Source organism: Dyadobacter fermentans DSM 18053 (assembly GCF_000023125.1).
GTDB classification, from domain to species: domain Bacteria; phylum Bacteroidota; class Bacteroidia; order Cytophagales; family Spirosomataceae; genus Dyadobacter; species Dyadobacter fermentans.
In genome coordinates this window covers 132,554-151,771 of the sequence record NC_013037.1, presented here as the reverse complement: position 1 = coordinate 151,771, position 19,218 = coordinate 132,554, and the positions used below count along the sequence as shown (strand labels likewise).

General features: G+C 48.8%; 20 protein-coding genes. 10 read left to right on the top strand and 10 right to left on the bottom strand.

Features of this window, described 5'->3' with window-relative positions; genetic code table 11:
* Window positions 1-42 precede the first annotated feature (42 nt).
* On the top strand, window positions 43-1,056 hold the full coding sequence (locus DFER_RS00665) for a ScyD/ScyE family protein (RefSeq protein WP_143828620.1): 1,014 nt from the start codon (window positions 43-45) through the stop codon (window positions 1,054-1,056).
* A gap of 59 nt (window positions 1,057-1,115) precedes the next feature.
* On the opposite strand, the gene DFER_RS00660 is transcribed toward DFER_RS00665, so the two are convergent.
* Together DFER_RS00660 and DFER_RS00655 are read right to left on the bottom strand one after the other, a co-directional pair.
* Window positions 1,116-2,279 carry an AI-2E family transporter gene (locus DFER_RS00660; protein ID WP_012779755.1) on the bottom strand — a complete coding sequence of 388 codons (1,164 nt, stop codon included), beginning with the start codon at window positions 2,277-2,279 and terminating at the stop codon, window positions 1,116-1,118.
* A gap of 45 nt (window positions 2,280-2,324) precedes the next feature.
* The gene (locus tag DFER_RS00655) at window positions 2,325-2,534 is read right to left on the bottom strand and encodes a hypothetical protein (RefSeq protein WP_012779754.1); all 210 of its coding nucleotides are present in this window, start codon (window positions 2,532-2,534) and stop codon (window positions 2,325-2,327) included.
* A 110-nt stretch (window positions 2,535-2,644) separates the two neighbouring features.
* On the opposite strand from DFER_RS00655, the gene DFER_RS00650 reads away from it, so the two are divergent.
* The gene (locus DFER_RS00650; protein ID WP_012779753.1) at window positions 2,645-3,391 is read left to right on the top strand and encodes a DNA-formamidopyrimidine glycosylase family protein; all 747 of its coding nucleotides are present in this window, start codon (window positions 2,645-2,647) and stop codon (window positions 3,389-3,391) included.
* 38 nt (window positions 3,392-3,429) lie between these two features.
* On the opposite strand, the gene DFER_RS00645 is transcribed toward DFER_RS00650, so the two are convergent.
* Genes DFER_RS00645 through DFER_RS00635 form a run of 3 tightly spaced genes read right to left on the bottom strand, consistent with a single transcriptional unit; the run spans window position 3,430 to window position 4,896 of the window.
* The gene (locus DFER_RS00645) at window positions 3,430-4,029 is read right to left on the bottom strand and encodes a 2'-5' RNA ligase family protein (RefSeq protein ID WP_012779752.1); all 600 of its coding nucleotides are present in this window, start codon (window positions 4,027-4,029) and stop codon (window positions 3,430-3,432) included.
* Window positions 4,030-4,034: 5 nt separating this feature from the next.
* Window positions 4,035-4,229, bottom strand: a complete 195-nt coding sequence (locus DFER_RS00640; RefSeq protein ID WP_012779751.1) for a hypothetical protein — start codon at window positions 4,227-4,229, stop codon at window positions 4,035-4,037.
* A 40-nt stretch (window positions 4,230-4,269) separates the two neighbouring features.
* Window positions 4,270-4,896 carry a hypothetical protein gene (locus tag DFER_RS00635; RefSeq protein WP_012779750.1) on the bottom strand — a complete coding sequence of 209 codons (627 nt, stop codon included), beginning with the start codon at window positions 4,894-4,896 and terminating at the stop codon, window positions 4,270-4,272.
* A gap of 178 nt (window positions 4,897-5,074) precedes the next feature.
* Here DFER_RS00635 and DFER_RS00630 point away from each other — a divergent pair, with 178 nt between their 5' ends.
* A complete protein-coding gene (locus DFER_RS00630; protein WP_012779749.1) occupies window positions 5,075-6,427 on the top strand; it encodes an alpha-L-fucosidase in 1,353 nt (450 codons plus the stop codon).
* 127 nt (window positions 6,428-6,554) lie between these two features.
* On the opposite strand, the gene DFER_RS00625 is transcribed toward DFER_RS00630, so the two are convergent.
* On the bottom strand, window positions 6,555-6,803 hold the full coding sequence (locus DFER_RS00625; RefSeq protein WP_143828618.1) for a hypothetical protein: 249 nt from the start codon (window positions 6,801-6,803) through the stop codon (window positions 6,555-6,557).
* A gap of 222 nt (window positions 6,804-7,025) precedes the next feature.
* Window positions 7,026-8,441: a KAP family P-loop NTPase fold protein gene (locus DFER_RS00620; protein WP_012779747.1), complete on the bottom strand. Its 1,416-nt coding sequence runs from the start codon at window positions 8,439-8,441 to the stop codon at window positions 7,026-7,028.
* 139 nt (window positions 8,442-8,580) lie between these two features.
* On the opposite strand from DFER_RS00620, the gene DFER_RS00615 reads away from it, so the two are divergent.
* Window positions 8,581-8,763, top strand: coding sequence for a hypothetical protein (locus DFER_RS00615; RefSeq protein WP_041734610.1), 183 nt, complete (start codon window positions 8,581-8,583; stop codon window positions 8,761-8,763).
* Here the strand turns inward: DFER_RS00615 and DFER_RS00610 are convergent.
* Window positions 8,760-9,485, bottom strand: a complete 726-nt coding sequence (locus DFER_RS00610) for a hypothetical protein (RefSeq protein WP_012779745.1) — start codon at window positions 9,483-9,485, stop codon at window positions 8,760-8,762. The two genes, DFER_RS00615 and DFER_RS00610, sit on opposite strands and share 4 nt — an antisense overlap.
* 219 nt (window positions 9,486-9,704) lie before the next feature.
* On the opposite strand from DFER_RS00610, the gene DFER_RS00605 reads away from it, so the two are divergent.
* The 5 genes from DFER_RS00605 (at window position 9,705) to DFER_RS00585 (ending at window position 17,346) form a co-directional block, all read left to right on the top strand.
* Window positions 9,705-10,484 (top strand): nucleotidyltransferase domain-containing protein, encoded by a 780-nt coding sequence (locus tag DFER_RS00605; protein WP_012779743.1) that lies wholly within the window; start codon window positions 9,705-9,707, stop codon window positions 10,482-10,484.
* A 266-nt stretch (window positions 10,485-10,750) separates the two neighbouring features.
* A complete protein-coding gene (locus DFER_RS00600; RefSeq protein ID WP_012779742.1) occupies window positions 10,751-12,193 on the top strand; it encodes an SGNH/GDSL hydrolase family protein in 1,443 nt (480 codons plus the stop codon).
* Entirely contained in the window at window positions 12,190-14,046 is a 1,857-nt protein-coding gene (locus DFER_RS00595) for a sialate O-acetylesterase (RefSeq protein ID WP_012779741.1), read from the top strand. Before DFER_RS00600 ends, DFER_RS00595 begins: the two co-directional genes overlap by 4 nt.
* Before the next feature lie 57 nt (window positions 14,047-14,103).
* Window positions 14,104-15,483, top strand: a complete 1,380-nt coding sequence (locus tag DFER_RS00590; protein ID WP_012779740.1) for an SGNH/GDSL hydrolase family protein — start codon at window positions 14,104-14,106, stop codon at window positions 15,481-15,483.
* A gap of 36 nt (window positions 15,484-15,519) precedes the next feature.
* Window positions 15,520-17,346 carry a sialate O-acetylesterase gene (locus tag DFER_RS00585; RefSeq protein ID WP_012779739.1) on the top strand — a complete coding sequence of 609 codons (1,827 nt, stop codon included), beginning with the start codon at window positions 15,520-15,522 and terminating at the stop codon, window positions 17,344-17,346.
* Here DFER_RS00585 and DFER_RS00580 read toward each other — a convergent pair.
* Complete coding sequence (locus DFER_RS00580; RefSeq protein ID WP_012779738.1) at window positions 17,339-17,926, bottom strand: cupin domain-containing protein; 588 nt, start codon at window positions 17,924-17,926, stop codon at window positions 17,339-17,341. The two genes, DFER_RS00585 and DFER_RS00580, sit on opposite strands and share 8 nt — an antisense overlap.
* Window positions 17,923-18,405: a hypothetical protein gene (locus DFER_RS00575; protein ID WP_012779737.1), complete on the bottom strand. Its 483-nt coding sequence runs from the start codon at window positions 18,403-18,405 to the stop codon at window positions 17,923-17,925. The genes DFER_RS00580 and DFER_RS00575 overlap by 4 nt, the downstream gene beginning before the upstream one ends.
* 70 nt (window positions 18,406-18,475) lie before the next feature.
* Between DFER_RS00575 and DFER_RS00570 the strand changes: the two genes are divergently transcribed.
* Complete coding sequence (locus tag DFER_RS00570; protein ID WP_012779736.1) at window positions 18,476-19,102, top strand: TetR/AcrR family transcriptional regulator; 627 nt, start codon at window positions 18,476-18,478, stop codon at window positions 19,100-19,102.
* Window positions 19,103-19,218: the final 116 nt, after the last annotated feature.

Below are 19,218 nucleotides of genomic sequence, written 5' to 3'. Positions count from 1 at the left end.
TTGCAATTCCTTTCATATCTATTCCACTCTAACTCAACCGCGATGAAAAAGCGTTTCCTCTCCCTTCTGGCCTTTGCCGTGATGGCAACGACGGCAATTATGGTAGCCTGTACCGACCATGGCGAGCCGATTCCCGAGCCCACCCAATTTACAGTTTCAGATTTTACGAGCGGCCTGCGGGCGCCCATCGGTATGGTGATCGACGACCAGGGCAATTTCTGGGTCACCGAGGGCGGTACCGGCCATGACGACGGCGCGCTCGTGATGATTACGCCGCAAGGCGACAAAAAGACGGTTGTTACCCACTTCAAGTCAGTGCTCCAAATGGGTAACGTAGAGGGTATCAGTCATTTATATTATGACAATGGCACGCTCTACCTCCTGCACGGCATCGAGGGCTTGCTGTACACAATTAACCCGAGTGCATTGCTGGCTGGCTCGTTGCCCCTGCACAAAGACCACCTTCCATCAGAAGACATCAAGTCGTTCGTGGTGAGCAAAAACCTCACGTTCGATAACAACTCCAACGCGTTTGCCATGACGAAAGGACCGGACGGTCACCTTTACATTGTCGACGCCGGAGCGAACGCCGTGATCCGCCGCAACAAAGACACGCACGCGCTCGACCTTTTCACGACGTTTCCTCCAATCGCACCAAACCGCGATCCGGTACCAACCGGCATCGTGTTCGACGGCACGCACTTCCTGCTAAGCAGCCTCACCGGATTCCCATTCTCGCCGGGCTCGGCATACATTTACCGGGTGAATACCAGCGGAGTAATGATCCCATACAAAGGGGGTTTCACAACACTCACGCACATCGCGCTGACGGTCAACGACAAGCCGCTTTTGCTCCACTATGCCGACTTCACAATGCCTCCGGGAAGCGCCGGCAACCCTCCGGGCTTCAAACCCAACACGGGCTCGGTGGTTAACGAGGACGGCGCGGTGCTGGCAAGCGGCCTGAACCTGCCTACGGACATTAAGCGTTGGGGCGACCGCACGTTTTTCGTGCTGTGCCTCGGCGACGGCTCCATCAAAAAGCTGGATTATTAATCGGAAATATATTGAATGCAAAAGCGGCAGGTATTCGAGCGAATGCCTGCCGCTTTTGTTTAGAACAACGACTGCTTGTTTTCGTCGGCTTCCCGCGGGTTGACGACCTGCACCGGCGCGTCTTCGGGCATGGTATCGCCCAGCAGCTTTCCCCAGGGTTTCAGCTCGTCGATGCGATCGAAAATGATTTTCAGCACGGCTACGAACGGGATGGACAAAAACATGCCGCTCACACCCCAGAGCGTGCCGCCCAGCAGCACTACAAGAATGGAAATCAACGCATTCACAGAAACTTTGGACGATACCACTCGCGGCACGATGATGTTGTTATCCAAAAACTGGATGACGGTGTAAGCCCCGATAATGAGTAACGGTGTGGTATAGCCGTCCTTCGTGATGAACGAAATGAGCACCGGCAATGCAATGGCGATAATGCCGCCGATATAGGGAATCAGGTTGAGGATTGCGCCGATGACGCCCAGCAGCAACGCGTAAGGCACGCCGAGTATGAGCAATGCAACGGAATTCAATGCGGCAATGATGGTTGTTTCGATCATTAATCCCACAATATAGCTCTGCACTGCGCCCTTGGTTTCCTGCAAAATCTCCGCCACCTGATCGGAATTATTTTCATCAAAAACCTCAAATATAAAATTGAGAATCAACGGCTTATAAAACAGCAGCAGGAATATATAGAGGGGGATCAGTACAAAAAAACTGATAATGCCGAAAAGTGTGTTGACCGTCTTGCCGACGTACGTGCGGCTGTTGTTGATCGCCTCGTCGAGCATGCTCATCTGCTTTTCCGTGGAAATGCCGAAGGTCGTCGACAGCCATTCCTGCAAGTTGTCGAGCAGCTTCATCGTCTTCTTTTCCAGCTGCGGGACCATGTCGCCGAACTGCACGATTTGCGATGACAGGAAGAACATGATGCCTCCCACCACCAGAATAGCGATGAAAATCGTGAGCACGATGGCTACGATTTTGTTGAATTTCCATCGCTGAAAACGGTTGTAAATCGGATTGAGGAGAATGGCGATCAGCCCGGCGAATGCGAACGGGACGATGATTTCCTGCAACGAATCGAGGATGTGAAAAAACAGGTAAAGCCCGATGAGTACCATCGGGGCTTTGATGTAGAAAGGGAAGCCGTCGCGCGTGGTGAGCCATTCGGGCAGTTCGGGGGCGGATTCGTGTTTGCGACTTTTAAAAAACAATCCCATAAAGAAGGTGTCAGAAATGGAAAGTTAGGTTTACGTGCGGCGGTGTTATTCAACACCTTCATATTCTTTGACATCCTGGTCGGACAGCTCGACGATCGAAATCACTTCGCCCCGCGGCTGCTCCGGGCCTCCGCGATTGACCACGTTGGTGATATACGAACGACTCGGGTAAGTTTCCGATTCGATCAGATGGCGTTCAAACGTCAGGACATTTTCCTCGGATGTGGAGGCAATGGTAATCATGAAATTCCGCATAATTGTGGTATTTGGTGTTGATGGTTTTGAAAAGAACATATCAATAAGTGTGCCGAAGCGCCTGGCACTATTATTTGTGATCCTATCGATCGAAACCAACACACACCACCATGCCGGAAGGACCATCCATTGTAATCCTGCGGGAAGCCATCGAGGCGCTGCACCTGAAAGGCGAAACCGTGCGCCTCGCCGAAGGCAGGGCCAAGATCGATATGGATAGGCTGATCAATCAGAAAGTGACCGATTTCAGGTCGTGGGGTAAGCATTTCCTGATTTGTTTCAAAGGCTTCACCGTACGCATTCACTTCCTGCTTTTCGGCTCCTACTACATCGATGACCGTAAAAAAGCACCTCCGCACCTCAGCCTCCTATTTGACAAGCATGAACTAAACTTTTACACCACTTCCATCCAATTGATTGAGCAGCCGGCGGAAGAAATCTACGACTGGTCGGCCGATATCATGGCCGAAAAGTGGAACAGCCGGGCCGCATTCAAAAAGTTAAAGGAAAACCCGGAAATGCTCGCCTGCGACGCGCTACTCGACCAGGACATCTTCGCCGGCAGCGGCAACATCATCAAAAACGAAGTCCTTTTCCGCACACGCATCCACCCGCTCAGCACCATCGCGGACATCCCCGACGCCAAATTGAAAGAAATGGTAAAGGAAACCCGCAGTTACGCCTTCGATTTTCTGGAATGGAAGAAGGAAGGGACTTTGAAAAAGCACTGGCTGGCACATACGAAAAAGATCTGCCCGCGGTGTAACATTCCGTTTCACAAGGAATACCTGGGCCGGACGAAGCGGCGGAGTTATTATTGTGAAAGTTGCCAGCGGCGGTATCATCGAGGAGTATAGCAATGTTCGATGCTCATGATGCCTAGTATCCGGCGGAACTAAAACAAACTAATCTGCTCGCCAGCAATCTTCTGCCCCGACAGCAGAATGGTATCGATCACTTCATACTGCCGACGCTTCTCATTATACTTCCGGATCGCGAACGATTCGCACAGGAACCCTGCTTCATATTCTGTAAAAAGCGAATGGGCCAATGCAACCCACTCGCGCGTAAGCCTTCGGCCGATGGTCATATGCGGATTTTTGGACTCGTCGGCCCATTTCTGCATGTATTGCTTTTTGAATTTCTTATCGAAGCCTTTCATAATCGCCTGCGTGCGCTCGCGGATGGCGTTGCTGGAATCGTCGGTTGGTTTGATGTAGAACGCGGAGAAGTTGGCGCGGTCGAAATCGGCGAAGCCTGAGAAAGTTAGTTCGAAAGGGGTTAATGGACTGACTAGCTTTGTGTATTCAGCCAGGATCAATGGATAATCAACTTCGGCGGCGTCGAAACCGTCGAGGGAAATGTGGCCGTCGGCATTGGCGCTGCCGTAGCTTTTGCCGATGGCGTCACGAAGGTTTTGTTTGAAACCGCGAACCTCCTCGGCTATGGTAGATGGCGGCATTATGGCTAGGGAATAGGCGCAGAGGTTTGACATTGTGGCTATTTTAATTTTCTGCGAATAAACACCGTTTTATCCATTCTTTCGCCTGGTTCCAATTGTTGGTGAACCAAAAAAGTGACCGCCGCAATTCTTTCCTGTGGTGTTTTGCTAAGCCAGTATTTCAAATCTTCGCCAGCCTGGTCATATGTTTTGATATCGAACTGCGCTTTTACCATTGCGATCTCCCTGCTCATAGCCCTTTGGGTTTCAACGATTATACAAGTGTTAACAGCGTTACAAAATTAAATGATCATACTTCTTAAACTTCTTCCATTTACCGTTCGACTGCTTTTGGTAAACAATCGTCACTGAGCCAAAATCGTCAAATGTCCGCCCACCGATCTCTATGTAGCCCGTTAGAAAAATGGTCAAATTGATGAATGCATATCGACCGTCCGACGTGAAAATGGGCTCCGTCGTAGAAACATAAAAGCCCTTTATATTACTGGTTGTCGAAACCGTTCGGTAATTCACACCCTTCAATGAAATTCGTTTGGCTGTCATGGGCTTCAATGTGCGTTTCCGAAGTGATTTTCGCTCTGCCGTGCTGATCGCTTTCAACATTTGCTGGTCGCGAAAGAGGTAACCGGGATCGTAGGATTCATGACGTTCCGTTTTCGTTTCAACGTCGATCTGGTCCTGCGTTTCACCTCCTACAAATCCATTCCAAAATACGGTGTAGTCCCAGCCCCTTGTGGTGTTCGAGATCAGAATGGTTTTCGGCTTCTTGTAAGATAAACTGTTCATGATACTAAAATTCGTCGGGTCGCTGAAAGTTAGCCGGTAAATTTCGGCAGCCTGTCCGAATGCGGTGGCAAACGTTGTTAGCGAAAGCAATAAGATCAGTTTAACAGTTGTCATAAAGGATGAAGTGTTTTAAATGCGACCGGGAAATCCGATTAGCCAGCTGCTTTCACGACAAAATTCTATAAAACCACAATATAACCACTGATCTTCTAACTATTTTCAAAAAGTATCACCAAAACAGAGTATCGCAGCCAACCAAAGACAGTCTTTCTAAAAAGACCTTTTCAAAACAATGCGATCAAAACTTCTTACGCTTCTCCTTCTATGTTCGCTAGCGGCAGCGACGCAAGCCCAGCAAACCACCAACAAACCCGAACGTGTCAAATGGTTTGAGGACCTCGGTTTCGGGATGTTCATTCATTGGAATGTGGATGTGTCACTTGGGACGGTGATCAGCCATTCGCTGGCGGGGGCTTCGGAGGATTATATCAATCGGTACATGAAGGAGTTGCCGACTTTTTTTAACCCTAAAAAGTTCGATCCCGACGAATGGGCAACGATGGCGCGGCTGGCAGGGATGAAATATGTCGTCTTCACGACCAAGCACCACGCCGGCTTCTGCATGTTCGATACCAAAACGACGACTTTCAATGTAATGAACACGCCTTTCAAACGGGACGTGACGAAGGAGATCATCACCGCATTCCGCAAGCAGGGCATTGCCATCGGGTTGTATTTCTCGCCGGAAGATTTCCTGTTTTTCCACCAGAACAATATCCCGCTCGGACGGTTGCAGGATAAGCGACAGTTCCCGGTGAATAATCCAAAACTGATGGAATACGACAAGGCGCAGATCAAAGAACTGCTCACGAACTACGGCAAAATCGACATTATGTTTTTCGATGGCCCCGGCGACGGCCTGCGCGAGTACGCGTGGAGCCTGCAACCCGAGCTCGTGATCACGCGCGACGCCATGAACACGCCCGAACAAAATATCCCCGACAAAGCGTCGCCGCGCCCGTGGGAAGCCTGCTACACGATGGGCACCGACTGGCAATACAAACCGACCAACGACCCGCACAAATCGGGCACTGAGATCATCAATATGCTCATCGAAATCCGCGCCAAGGGCGGCAACTTCCTTTTGAACGTCGGTCCGAAACCGAACGGCGAGATCCAGATTGAACAGGAAGCCCTCCTCCGCGAAATCGCCCTCTGGAACTTCGCGAACGGAGAATCCATATACGCCGTCAAACCACTGCCCATTATCCACGACAAGGACATCTGGTTCACGCAATCCAACGACGGCAAGGCCATTTACGCATTCGTCACCAAGAAGCGCGACGACGAATGGAAATACGGCCAGCGCCGCGAGTTCCTTTTCCCTATGATCGAGGGCAATGCTTCTACCAAAGTCGAGGTACTCGGCTACGGCAGCGAGCTGGTTGAATACATCAACAATTTCGACGCGTCGATCCGCTCCGCTCCTACCCCGCTCGGCCTCGCTGTAAGCGCGGTGAATGGTCAGCGATTCTACACGAACCGGACCTGGCCTAATGCTGTGGTATTGAAGATTTCAGGTGCGAAGTTCAAGGCGCCTGAGGAAAAGAAGACTTCGAAATCGGGGATTGACGGGGCGCAGTAATGCGTTGTGTTCTTAATACATCGGAATGGAGGCTGCCTCGGTGGTCTCCATTTTTTTGTGTTTAAATAAATAGAGGAACGTGAGTTGTTCGGATGTGCCTTGGGACGCTATTGGTTATCCTTTGGTTCTACGCTGCTGCTTTTCGCTCTTCGAGCTTTTGGAAGAAAAAGACCAATTCACGGAATGTGCAGAAGAGGTCACTTGCGTGGGGGTTGTGCCCGAGCTCCTTTTGCGCGACCATGAAGCCGGTGTAAATCGTCCAAAGGTCTTCGACCCATTCTTTTGGGTCGTTCATGGTTAAAAGGTTTTTGACGTGTTCGCCGTAGGCGATTGCGGCCGAATCCTGGGATTCGACTTCAGTTAGTTTGTTGTACATAAAACGCATTTTTTGGGATGAATAAAAAGTAAAAATGCCCTGTCTTAGGTGTCCCGCGCTCGCGTAAGCGCCTTGGGGCTTTCACCTGATCCACACCATAACAGGGCAATGCTTCTGAGATTTTTCATTTTACGCGCATTTTTTGGGAAGGCGAATATTCGGGAGAAAAATTGGGAGATGCAAGTTGAAAAAACGCTATTTTTTTAACGGCGTATGCGGTGACTATTTGGTAACAAGTGGACTAGTCAAATTTATCTTATTGAGAAGATGTTCGATTGAAATACTTTGTTCATCCGGATCTCTATTGAGCCTAACAATCATCTCCGCAAATAGATGGTTTCCCTCTGAATGATCCAATGCTGATGTGACTTCCATAGATTCTATCTCGTGATTGGAACTGCGTTTTACAAGTTGTTTCCCGTAAGGTTTATGAATGTAATTGTTATATAGATTTAGCAGCTGAGCTTGCAAGTGCAAAAGACTATTAATTTTGTATTCATCAGCTGCGAGGCTCTGAAAAATCTGGGAGTATTTGTCCGATAGGTCTTGCAACGATATTTCCCTTCCTTGAATTGATTTGTACAAGTCCCCTTTAAGAGACTTCAAGTATACTAGGAGCAAAAAAACACTTGGAAGTACGTAATTTCTGTATGAAAAGCTTTTGAGGGACATTCTGGCGTGTGCAAAAACCTTTTCCTGTTGTCTAAGAGTCAATTTGCCTTTATCAAAAAGAACCTCTGCAAGAGACAAAAAAAGCTCTTGCTCTTCTCCTCTTCTATTGTATTGCAATCTTTCATTCGCCTTAAAGAACTGGTCAAATGCAAAAAAATCGTACAAGTGATCAACAAAATGTTTGGTATTAGGCAAAGGAATAGAATATTCCAGATCAATAAATCGCCGCAGATACTCGCTAGCATCAATCTGTTCACTCCCATACACACCTCGTACCGCGTGACCAAGCTGTTCCTTGTCAATGGCGAGGACGAACACAATCCCACTCACGGCAAAGAAATGTTTTATGTGTTCTAAAACCTCCACTGCATAGCTGGGCCGGCAACGGTCAAGTTCATCGATAAAAAACACAACTGGCTTATCGCCAATTCCTTTGTTCACAAAACTTTCCAAATCCTTCCGAAAATCGTTTAACTGTTTCTTACGATTTGCATAAGCTTCGATTTCCTTTTCAAGAATCTCTGCCGCAGCTTTTGACGCATTCTCTAAACCGTCTACGAGCGTTTGTTGATCGATATACCTACTAGCTAGTGCTTTAATTACTGCCGGCGCTAGATTTTTTGTGAGCACTGCGCCCTTTTTTATCAGAGATTTAAATTTAACTGTTTTATCCTTAGATAAGGATTTAAGCTCAGACATGATCGCAACAAGTGGGTTGCTTTCAAAATCATTTTCCCAAGCATTGAAGTACAGCGTATCGAAGCCTGCGTTTTGAAGATCCTGACGCCACATTTTCACGAACGTAGTCTTACCTGTTCCCCATTCGCTGTTTAATGCCAAAACAAATCCGGTACCAAATCCCCCGACTAATTCTGTCAAAACATCCGCGTACTTCTTTCTGTCTAGCTTGCAAACAGAGAATGGGTTTTCCTCCGGTATCACTAAATCGTTGTGTCGAATATACATGAATTGGCTTATTTGAATTTGATTAACTCATTCAAGAAATTGGATTTATGACTGTCAAGATCAGTCGAGATACGCAGCAACATTTGCCAAATCATTGAATTAGTAAGATTCATTTCGAGAAATCATATCACTTTCAAGCATGAAACTTTACGAAAAGTACCATAAATTACGTCGAAAATCCTTCGTCATCTCGATAGTCACTAAGTCAGTACACGGTAGCATGGCGCTGGAAAACCAACATGTGCCAGAATGGCAAGTAAAGGCCATCGTTACTTCGCTGTTAGAAGAAGCCGAGCAAAATGGACGCAAGTTTGACATTTAAATGCATTCAACAACCTTCTTCAATACCTCCCGATACCGATTAGGCAACTTGTTCCTGCTTGAACCCAGCAACGTCCTCGGATGCTTTGTCTGAAAAGTGTGAATCGGTAGCGAACCATCGATTGTTGACAGACGGTACAAATAGCCATCTGATAAAATCGCTTCTCGTTCCGGATTGAATACTGCATTAATCCGCCCATCGTACTTGGAACCGGTCAGGAATACGACGATATCCGGCTTCAAAATGGCAATTTCAGCTTTCAGCAATGCGAAGCCTTCCGCGTTCCTTTCTTGCAAGTCGGGTGATGGCGTAGTGCTGTTGCAATCAAATTTGGAAATGTTAGTCCATAGAAAACCGTTCGTGTTCCGCGTCACCGAAGGGTTATCACTATTGCAGCTATGAAATACGGAGCGGTTGAAATTCCAGAATGGGCTGCGCAAATATCTCAGCGGCTTGCCATCACGGTAGTCGGCCGATTTGCCGAGGTTGAAATTCTGATAGTTGGTCAACAGTTCGGAGACTGTCGGCTTCAAGTTCATCTGTCCCCAGCTATGCGTTTCCTGGCCGACGAAAAGGATTTTCCGGCTCATCGTCGCATACTCGTCGTACACGTGCATGAGCAAGGGCGCGGATACATTGTCTTCCCATTCCTTTGCATAAATGGATTCCGTGTAGGTTTTATAGATCGATGCAAGCTGCGCATTGAGGGTTTCTGCTGTCATGAATAAAGGTGGTTAAAGCCTCAATTAGAAATAATTCAGGTTGATCTGAAAACCGTTTAATAAGATTCTTTGCTCCGTCAATGAACCCACGCAACATCCGGGCGGACCAAGTGATGGTGTATAGATGGTGTAAGTGACGGTGTAAATGAGGGCGTAAATGAAGGTGCAAACTTTCAAACCTGCTATATTGCCAAACAATAACCCCATTGCATTCAAACCATGACCACCGAAATCCAGCAAGAACTGTCCCGCCTCGAATCCCAGCACGACATCAAAATCCTCTATGCCGTTGAGAGCGGGAGCCGGGCTTGGAGGTTCGCTTCGGTGAATAGCGATTGGGATGTGCGGTACATTTATGTGCACCGACCGGAGTGGTATTTGCAGATCGACGACAAAAAGGATAATCAGGAGGAGATTTTGCCGAACGACATCGACTTGGCCGGCTGGGAGTTGCGGAAGGCATTGCGGCTTTTCAGGAAATCGAACCCGCCCATGCTCGAATGGCTCGATAGTCCGATCGTTTACCGCGAGCAGTTTTCTACGGCCGCGAAGCTGAGGGCGTTGAAGCAGCAGTATTTCAGTCCGCGTTCCTGCCTACACCATTACCTCAGCATGGCGGAGGAGAATTACAAGGATTACCTGCTCAAAGACATGGTGCGGGTGAAAAAATATTTCTACGTATTGCGCCCGATCCTCGCGTGCGACTGGATACGCGAAACGGACACCATGGCGCCAACCGAGTTTATAAAACTCCTCGACAGCCAGGTACATGATGACCGTTTGCGAAGCGAAATCGACAGTTTGCTAATCAGAAAATCATCCGGCGAAGAACTCAGTGAGGAGCCACGCATTCCCTTGTTGCACGATTTTCTGACAGGGCGGATCGCCTTCTTCAAAGAGTATGTCAAAGACCTCCCGTCACCGACATTACCTGACACGGCTTCATTGAACTCCCTCTTCCGGGAAACCCTTGCGGAAGTGTGGAATTTCGACTGCTAAGGCCTTTTTCCACCGTTTGGTAACTGCCTGACCGCTTATTCATCCGTGGGCAATTTTCTTGCTTTTAAATATCCAATCCGCTTTTATTGCATCCTACTTGACGGGCAATAATTCTACCGGTCAGCACTCAACTACTTCTTTCAGGACCTGAACCATTCAACTGCGGACGCGCTGGCCTATGCCGTCCGCGGATAGGCATTGCCGTGCGCATTTCGGCAATCGCCATTCAGTTTCGTATTCCGATGTTTCATCTAAATAAGCGAGCTATGAAAAACATGTTGCTACTTCTCGTGCTGACCGCCTGCAACCAGCCCACAACCGGCTGGCCCGATCCTGTTCCCGGCGAGCCTTTTGTCGTTGCCACCGCCGAGGACTCTGCACGGACGAACGGGCCTTTTATGCGCATCCACCCGATGGGGCAACATCCGGAGATGATCCACGACAATATCGACCGCCTGCCGACGCTTAAAATAGCAGAATGGCTGTCGGCACCAACCGCCCTGGCCGATTTCGGACGCATCCTGAAACCGGGGGAAGCGATGGAGATGGTCGCATTCGGCGGAGGCATGACGGCGGGCGTGATGAATGGCGGCATTACCCGCGAAAGCCAACAGACCAACTACACCAACCTGCTGGCGCATCAAATGGGTATCAAAAATTTCGAAATGCCGCTATTTGACAAGGAGCGTTTCAATGGCACCGGCTATTACGTATATCGTAATACGGAAAGCGGTCATCCGCAATGGGACAGGGTTGTGAACAATACCATTTCAGCCCTGCCGGGCGATCCACCGACTATGCCGGAGTATCTGGGGAAGGTTTCTAATTATGCATTGCCTGAGGGCGGATCAGAATGGTTTAATCGGGGATATGCTTGCGAAAACTGCGCATTAATTCAACTTGGCCTTTCGCGTTTCAAACGATACGTACCGCCATATCCATCCGAGGCATTCCTTAAGATCAAAGCAGATGTACCGTATAATTTCGCAATTATCGATGAATTTTTTGACCGCTGGCTTCGTGGAATTCGAATGACAAGCCAAATTGGAATTTACGATATTGCCTTTAATGGCTCAATTCAACTCACAGGCAGGATCACAGACCACGCTATTAACAAAGTTCTACAGGATGGTCAAAAAGGTGTAATTTTTACAATCCCACGCTACCAGGACCTGCCCTATATGAACTGGTATTCCCGTCAAGAACTGACAGAAAGAGGATCGGGCCTCTACATCAGTTTCGATCGTAATGGTGTGGCGGATCAGTTGATAGACGCTTCAAGGCCCTTTTCGATGATTCCCTCAGCCAAATTGCATCACCTTTTTGAAAATTTCAGCCATGGCGGGGAGTTTCGGGTCAATTTCAAAGATTTTGAAGTGATAGACGAAGCTGAGACCTTCATGTCCGACCCGCAGCAGCATTACAACGGAAAGATCAGGGAATACGCTGCGGAAAAGGACCTTGCCGTGGTGGATCTCTTCGACCTCTATCAACGCATTCATCAGGGAGGGTACAAAACGGATGACGGCATTGAAGTGGATGGAACCCCGTATGGCAATTTCTTTTCGTCCGACGGTATATACCCCACGCCGCTCGGACAGGCTATTATTACAAACGAAGTGATCAAGGCAATTAATAAGCATTATGGCGCTAAGATTCCCTTGATCGACATAGCTGCCTTCGTAAGGACGACAGGATTTGAAAAATGACATTCATCAACAAATATCGATTTTTTGAAATGAAAATATTTTTCGTGTGGATATGCGTATTCACCTGCTTCATCGCCCATGTCTGCTTTGCACAAACGGTGTCGTTGTCTTATCCGGTTAATAACAGTGTAATTCAGCGCAATACGCTCAACACAGCCACTGTCACCGTCGCAGGCCAGCTTAATTATGGCGATTTAACTGTTGTGGTCAGTTACAGGTTTCGCCCGGTGGGCCCGACTGGCATAATGGGAGCGCCCGGGCCCGCGACGAACCTGACCCTGGCACCTAATGGCATGTTTTATGCGCTACCCGTGGTGAACAAAGGCTGGTACTTGTGTGAAATCCTGGTGAACGGTATCGTTTACACCGCCAATAAATTTGGGGTAGGTGACGTATTTATTATTGCCGGCCAATCGAACGCCCAAGGTATTAAAGACCAAAGCTATAAGTTACCTTCCGGTGCAGGTATACCGGAGTGGGTTGTAGGGGCGTCGGAAGATAAAACCTGTACACGAAAACTACCTGAATCGTTCACCAATCTGTTCCCTTTGAACACAGCTGACGATATGAAAAAGCATGGTCCATTGGGGCCGACGGGAAACAGTGTATGGGCCTACGGTGTTCTCGGCAAGCTGATCTCAGATGCGAATGGCGGAATGCCGGTGGCATTTTTCAATGCGGCTACCGCAGGATCGAGCGTCACGGAATGGAAACAGGGAGCCGATGGTGTTGAAGCCAAACATCCCTACACGGGAGCACAAGTTTGCTTGGGCTATATGGGAGGTTCCGTGATTCCGAAAGACTATTATGGACAACCCTACACCGCGCTGAAAACCGCATTAAATTACTACGGATCGCTGTACGGCGTTCGCGCTGTCCTTTGGCATCAGGGAGAGGCCGACGCCGATCCCAATGTTAATGCGATTTACAAAGCAAGCAGCGCTGCGGACTATCAATCAAAACTGCAAGCGGTTATTGCAAAGTCCCGGTCTGATTTTGCGGCACCAAACCTTACCTGGTACATTTGCAAAGCAACAATCAGCAAGTTCGGTCCAGTCAATGCGACGATCAGGACTGGGCAAGGCAATACGCCGTCGGGTTCAACGATTCTCAGCGGTGCTGATACCGACTACGTAAATGGTAGTGCCGGAACGACAACCGCTAACGACGGGGGTGACGATTACCGAGCCGACGACGATACTCATTTTTTCGAGGGGCTCGGAGCGATAAAGGGCCTCACCTGGCTAGCCAATAAATGGGCCGCGACCATTGGAGCGCTTACGAACCCGGTAGCCGCCAGTTATGTTCCACTGCTCTTATATAGTAAAAATAGCGACTGGCGGACGCTCACTGCTCCTTCGGGCGGTGTTCAGTACCATTGGAATTCAACCCATATCAATAACCAGGGCGTTGCGGGAGGGACGTCCAGCGTGTACACAACAGATCAGAGTTGGTTCGGCATGAAATGCTATATGAAAGATGCGATCGGGAATTGGCATGTTTCAGCAGCGATCAATATTGGTCATTATATCAACCAGCGCCAAGGAGTGGAATTCCCCGGCGAACAACAGCACGAAGAGCCCGGTTTTGAACTAAATACCTATCCCAATCCATTCACCAACAGTTTTACCGTCGCATTTGAGGTGCCGGAGGAAAATTGCCAGGTCAAATTAGATGTCATCGATATCCAGGGGATGGTTCTGAAAACCGTTGTGAACAATCCGCATGCGAAGGGAAAGTGGCAATACGAAGTAAAAGAATTGCCTGACAATCCGCACGGCATCCTGTTTTGCAGATTGAAAATCAACGACAGTCACACAGTGAGGAAGCTGGTGCGGTTTAATCACCGATAACGCCTATCGAGCGCCACAAGCCATTTAACCCAATATTTTACTTTAAACAAAATAGCTATGAAGAAAATGTTATTCCTGTTTGCCCTGGCCGCATGCAACCAGCCGACCACGGGCTGGCCTGACCCCAAGCCTGTAAAACCCGTTTACATCCCAACAGCCGAAGATTCGGCCCGGACGAACGGGCCTTTTATGCGGATTCACCCGATGGGAAAATATCCGGAGCTGATCCATGACAATCTCGCTCGGCAACCACAGTTCAAAATCGAAGAATGGCTATCAGCACCAGTTCCATTGGCCGATTTTGGACGCGCCCTCAAACCGGGCCAGGAAATGGAAATGGTGGCATTTGGCGGCGGGCTTACGGCCGGGGTGATGAATGGCGGCATTACCAGGGAAAGCCAGCAGTCGAACTACACCAACCTGGTGGCGCATCAAATGGGAATCAAAAATTTCGCGATGCCGCTTTTCGACAAAGAGCATTTCAACGGAACCGGGTATTACGTATACCGTGATACGGAAAGCGGCTATCCGAACTGGGACCGGGTTACGAATAATACGATCTCGCTGGTTCCCGGCAGCACACCGACGATGCCCCGATACGAAGGAAAGATATCCAATTTTGGACTGTTCGAGGGAAGCACAGAGTGGTATGTACCAGGCTGGGGCTGTGAATACTGTGACCTGCCTACTTTACTCGCATCCAGGTTTAAGGGGCATTCGCCGGCTGAACTGCCTTATAATTTTATCATCGTCGAGGAATTCTTCGATCGTTGGATGATGGGAATCCAACGGACTCGGCAAATCGGAGGTTTCGACTATTCCTTTAACGGCTCGATCATGGATTCAGGCGCAATTACTGACTACTCCATCAATTACCATTTAAGAGGCAAAAAAGGAGTGATTTTTACCATCCCGCGTTATCAGGACCTGCCTTACATGAACTGGTACTCGATGAAAGAGTTTCAAAATGCCTATATAACTTTCGATCGAAATGGGGTCGCGGATGGCGTGATAGACTTCCTAAAACCATTCTCTCTAATCCCGACCGCGAAATTGCATACCCTTTGCGAAAGATTTAAGGGTGGTGCCTTTTCGGCAAATTTCGATGATATTGAAGTGCTTGACTACGGCGAAACATACGAAAGCGACCCTGAGCTCTTCTATAACAAAAAGATTAGGGAATATGCGGAGAAAAGAGACCTTGCAGTAGTAGATCTTTTCGATTTGTATCAACGCATTCACAAGGGAGGATATAAAACTGATGACGGTATTTTGATTGATGGAACTGCACACGGCAATTTCTTTTCATCGGATGGGATTTACCCCACTCCATTTGGACACGCCGTAATTGCCAACGAGGTGATTAAGGCAGTTAATAAACACTACGACGCAAAAATCCCTCTGATCGATCTAGCCGGATTCGTCAAGGCCAATTGAACACTAAAAAGTAGCTATCTAAAAACATCAACACACATGCATTTCAACACTATGAAATTTCTTACCGCATGCATATTCGGTTGCGCCTTTTTCCAAGTACATATTTGCGGCGCACAAACTGTATCGCTCTCTTATCCAATTAACAATTCGGTGCTCCAACGCGGCCCGGCCAACAATGCGGTAGTGACTTTTGCAGGTCAGCTTGTTCACAATACGCTTGCGGTTACTTTAAGTTATCGGGTCAGGTCGGTAAGTGCTACCGGGGTTGTAAGTGCGCCCGGTCCCGCTATCAACCTCAGTATGGCTGCTAATGGAATGTTCTACGTTACTCAGGTGATTAACAAAGGCTGGTATCTGTGTGAAATTCTTTTGAATGGTGTTGTTTACGCATCTGCAAAATTTGGGATCGGCGACGTGTTTATCATTGCTGGTCAGTCCAACGCGCAGGGCGTCAATGAGCTCGGTTACCTGTTGCCCAGTGGCTCTGGTGTACCCGAGTGGATTGTTGGGACTTCAGAAGACGGAACCTGTACGAAAACATTTCCTGCGTCCTTCACAAAAATGTTTTCGCTAAATACACCCGACGAAGCGAAACGGCACGGCAGACTAGGCCCCTCCGGTAATGGCATTTGGGCTTACGCTACCTTGGGCAAGTTGATTTCTGACGCTAATGGTGGAATGCCTGTCGCTTTTTTCAATGCCGCCACGGCAGGGTCGAGCATTACCGAATGGAAACAGGGCGCTGATGGAGTGGAAGCCAAACACCCTTACACGGGGGCGCAGGTGTGTTTAGGATACATGGGAGGTTCTGCAAATCCAGCAAATTACTATGGCCTCCCTTACACCACTCTAAAAAACGCGCTGAATTACTACGGCTCGCTGTTCGGCGTTCGGGCCGTTCTGTGGCATCAGGGCGAAGCCGATGCTGATGTGAATGTCGATCCGGTTTACAAAGCCAGCAGTGCGGCAGATTATCAGGCCAAATTGCAGGCCGTCATCGCTAAATCCCGTGCTGATTTCGGGAAGCCCAACCTTGTTTGGTATGTTTCCAAAGCGTCTTTCAGTAAGTTCGGGCCTATTAATGCGACGGTCAGGACCGGGCAGGGGAATGTTGCGACCGGGTCGCCTAACCTAAGCGGCCCTGATACGGACTATGTCGTCGGAAGCTCGGGCGCTACGACGGGCATTACCGGCGCCGACCGATATAGAGGCGACACTACGCACTTTTATGAAGGCCCCGGACAAATCAAAGGGCTCACATGGCTTGCCAACAAGTGGTTTTCAACGATTGGTAACCTGACTAATCCGGTCGAAGCGAGCTGGGTGCCGCAACTAACCTACTCTATGAACGCCGGTTGGCGGACACTGACCGTTTTTGGCGTCGCGGTCCAACACGCATGGAGTAATATCGGGATCAATAATCCTCCCGTGCCAGGCGGTAATGGAAACACCTTCACTACACAAGACAAGTACCTCGGCATCCGCTGCTACCTGAAAGACGCTACGGGGAACTGGCACATTACGCAATCACTTAACGTTGGGAAATATGATAACCAGCGAGAGGGATTTGATTTCGAAGCCGGAACACCCGCCGAACATCCCGGCTTTGAGCTGAATGCGTACCCAAACCCCTACACCACGAACTTTACACTAAGCTTCGAAGTGCCGGAAGAAAACAGCGACGTGAAACTGGATATTATTGACATACATGGAAACATTGTCAGAACTATCGTAAACAACCCTCATGCGAAGGGTAAATGGCAATACGAAGTCAAAACGCTGCCTGACGATGAGATTTTGTTTTGCCGGTTAAAGGTCAATGAAAGTTACACGGTTAAAAAGCTGTGGCATGCGGCTAAATGATGCCCACCGAACGTGCCGGTTGAGCTTCCGGCGCGTTTTGAAAGCGTTTTTCTTTTCCTTGCATTTTCCCGAGCCACACTATGACCGGAAAAATGAGGCGCTTTACGAACACCGGAATGCCTAGCATATCAAACTCCGTGCGGTATTTACTTAGCAAAAACGCCGCATCAAACGCTTCCGGACGTCCATTGCCGTGCTCCCGCGACGAACGGTAAATTTCGCCCAGGAAATACTCAATGTTATGCGGCGGCCAGATCTCCCCTTTGCAATGCAGCACCGAATCGCCGGCGTTCCAGAAACGGTGCGCGCTGCCGGCTTCGAAGGTCGCGGACTCGCCTTTGTGAAGGAAGTAAGGTTGCTCGCCGAGTATTTCAATACCCATTTTACCTTCGACCACATGCAGGCTTTCATGTTGCTGATGGTGCACATGCATAGGCGGGCCCGCACCGGGACTTACCTGGTTTTCGACCTGAATATACTCGACACCGTCGCGTATTTCGCGTCCCAGGAAGGTAAGTCGTTCACCGTGGCCATTGTCGATCGTAACGGGATATACTTTTTCCATTGTGAGGGTTTTCATCGGTTTTCTGACTGTTTTGCGCTTAAACCATCTAACAATACCAGTGCGAGCACGAGCAGCACGCCCAAACGAAAAAGACTCAGCCGCTCCCAGACCTGCGCTCGGCTGGCAAGGTCGTCGTTCACCGCCGGCGAATAGGCCGACGTTGTGATCGAGATCAGCTCCGGAACAAAATAGACTGCGGTTATTGCGAGTATCAGCAAATAGCCGCCGACCACGATCAGCAATGGCTTGCGATTCGGTCGCCGCCAGTTGATAATCAGTGTAATAACAAGCAGCAGCACGGCCACAGGGTGTACCGGCTTCCAAAAGTTAACGGCTTGCAAACCATACTCGCCTTGAAACATCGATAGCGAACGCGGCGGCGCAGCGCTCCAAACCGGCACGACGGCCGCATGTTCATAAATGGCGGCACCGATGATGGTGATAAAGGCAATGGACGCCAGCATGTGAATGAAATTCGGGAATGTTTTCGTCATGAGATCGAAAAGTTATATTTTTGGACAACGACCTAAAATTACATTAGTTTAGGACATTGACCAAATCACCGTGAACGCAACACAAGAGAAAATTAGTAAACGGGCATTGGAGCTCTTCAATCTCAAAGGGATCGAGTACGTAGGCATGCGCGAGCTCGCCGCAGACCTGGGCATGCGCATTGGCAACCTTACCTACTACTTCCCAACCAAAGACGACCTCGTTTTCAGCATCAGCAAGGCTTACACGGAATCCAATTCAAAGATTCACAGCGATTCACCTGTAAAAAGCTTGTACGACTTTCTGTACAAAAACAAACTGCTTTTCGAGAACGGCCTAAAATACCAATGCCTGCTGCTGAGCATGGTACATTTAATGGAGCAAAATTCGCTCATCGCTGCGAACTACCAGGGCAATGTGATGCAAAACCGGATGTCGGGCCTAGTTCGCGACATCGAGCTCCTGGAAGAAAACAAATACCTGAAATTCAGCTGCGAAGACGATAAGCTTTTGATTATTTCCAGCAACAGCCTGCAAAGTCGCTTCTGGCTTTCGGAAGCGGTATTAACCGAGTCTCGGTCAAATTTGGCACGGCAGCTAACCCATTATCTGAGAATGAAGGCGCATTTGTTCCGGCCGTATGCAAGTAAAAAGGGGATTGAAGATATTAATAGGTTTGTCGTAGAGTTGACGGCTTGACTCGAACGAGACAATCTATTCATATACAAATAAAAAGCCCGTCACGACTCACATCGCGACGGGCCCAGCTTTTGGAAGAAACCTCGTCTATCCTGCCTTCTTCCTTCCCTCCCTAA

Bases quoted from the DNA above. Each gene is read 5' to 3' on its own strand.
- DFER_RS00665 (WP_143828620.1), top strand. From the start codon at position 43: ATGAAAAAGCGTTTCCTCTCCCTTCTGGCCTTTGCCGTGATGGCAACG.
- DFER_RS00660 (WP_012779755.1), bottom strand. From the start codon at position 2,279: ATGGGATTGTTTTTTAAAAGTCGCAAACACGAATCCGCCCCCGAACTG.
- DFER_RS00655 (WP_012779754.1), bottom strand. From the start codon at position 2,534: ATGCGGAATTTCATGATTACCATTGCCTCCACATCCGAGGAAAATGTC.
- DFER_RS00650 (WP_012779753.1), top strand. From the start codon at position 2,645: ATGCCGGAAGGACCATCCATTGTAATCCTGCGGGAAGCCATCGAGGCG.
- DFER_RS00645 (WP_012779752.1), bottom strand. From the start codon at position 4,029: ATGTCAAACCTCTGCGCCTATTCCCTAGCCATAATGCCGCCATCTACC.
- DFER_RS00640 (WP_012779751.1), bottom strand. From the start codon at position 4,229: ATGAGCAGGGAGATCGCAATGGTAAAAGCGCAGTTCGATATCAAAACA.
- DFER_RS00635 (WP_012779750.1), bottom strand. From the start codon at position 4,896: ATGACAACTGTTAAACTGATCTTATTGCTTTCGCTAACAACGTTTGCC.
- DFER_RS00630 (WP_012779749.1), top strand. From the start codon at position 5,075: ATGCGATCAAAACTTCTTACGCTTCTCCTTCTATGTTCGCTAGCGGCA.
- DFER_RS00625 (WP_143828618.1), bottom strand. From the start codon at position 6,803: ATGTACAACAAACTAACTGAAGTCGAATCCCAGGATTCGGCCGCAATC.
- DFER_RS00620 (WP_012779747.1), bottom strand. From the start codon at position 8,441: ATGTATATTCGACACAACGATTTAGTGATACCGGAGGAAAACCCATTC.
- DFER_RS00615 (WP_041734610.1), top strand. From the start codon at position 8,581: ATGAAACTTTACGAAAAGTACCATAAATTACGTCGAAAATCCTTCGTC.
- DFER_RS00610 (WP_012779745.1), bottom strand. From the start codon at position 9,485: ATGACAGCAGAAACCCTCAATGCGCAGCTTGCATCGATCTATAAAACC.
- DFER_RS00605 (WP_012779743.1), top strand. From the start codon at position 9,705: ATGACCACCGAAATCCAGCAAGAACTGTCCCGCCTCGAATCCCAGCAC.
- DFER_RS00600 (WP_012779742.1), top strand. From the start codon at position 10,751: ATGAAAAACATGTTGCTACTTCTCGTGCTGACCGCCTGCAACCAGCCC.
- DFER_RS00595 (WP_012779741.1), top strand. From the start codon at position 12,190: ATGACATTCATCAACAAATATCGATTTTTTGAAATGAAAATATTTTTC.
- DFER_RS00590 (WP_012779740.1), top strand. From the start codon at position 14,104: ATGAAGAAAATGTTATTCCTGTTTGCCCTGGCCGCATGCAACCAGCCG.
- DFER_RS00585 (WP_012779739.1), top strand. From the start codon at position 15,520: ATGCATTTCAACACTATGAAATTTCTTACCGCATGCATATTCGGTTGC.
- DFER_RS00580 (WP_012779738.1), bottom strand. From the start codon at position 17,926: ATGAAAACCCTCACAATGGAAAAAGTATATCCCGTTACGATCGACAAT.
- DFER_RS00575 (WP_012779737.1), bottom strand. From the start codon at position 18,405: ATGACGAAAACATTCCCGAATTTCATTCACATGCTGGCGTCCATTGCC.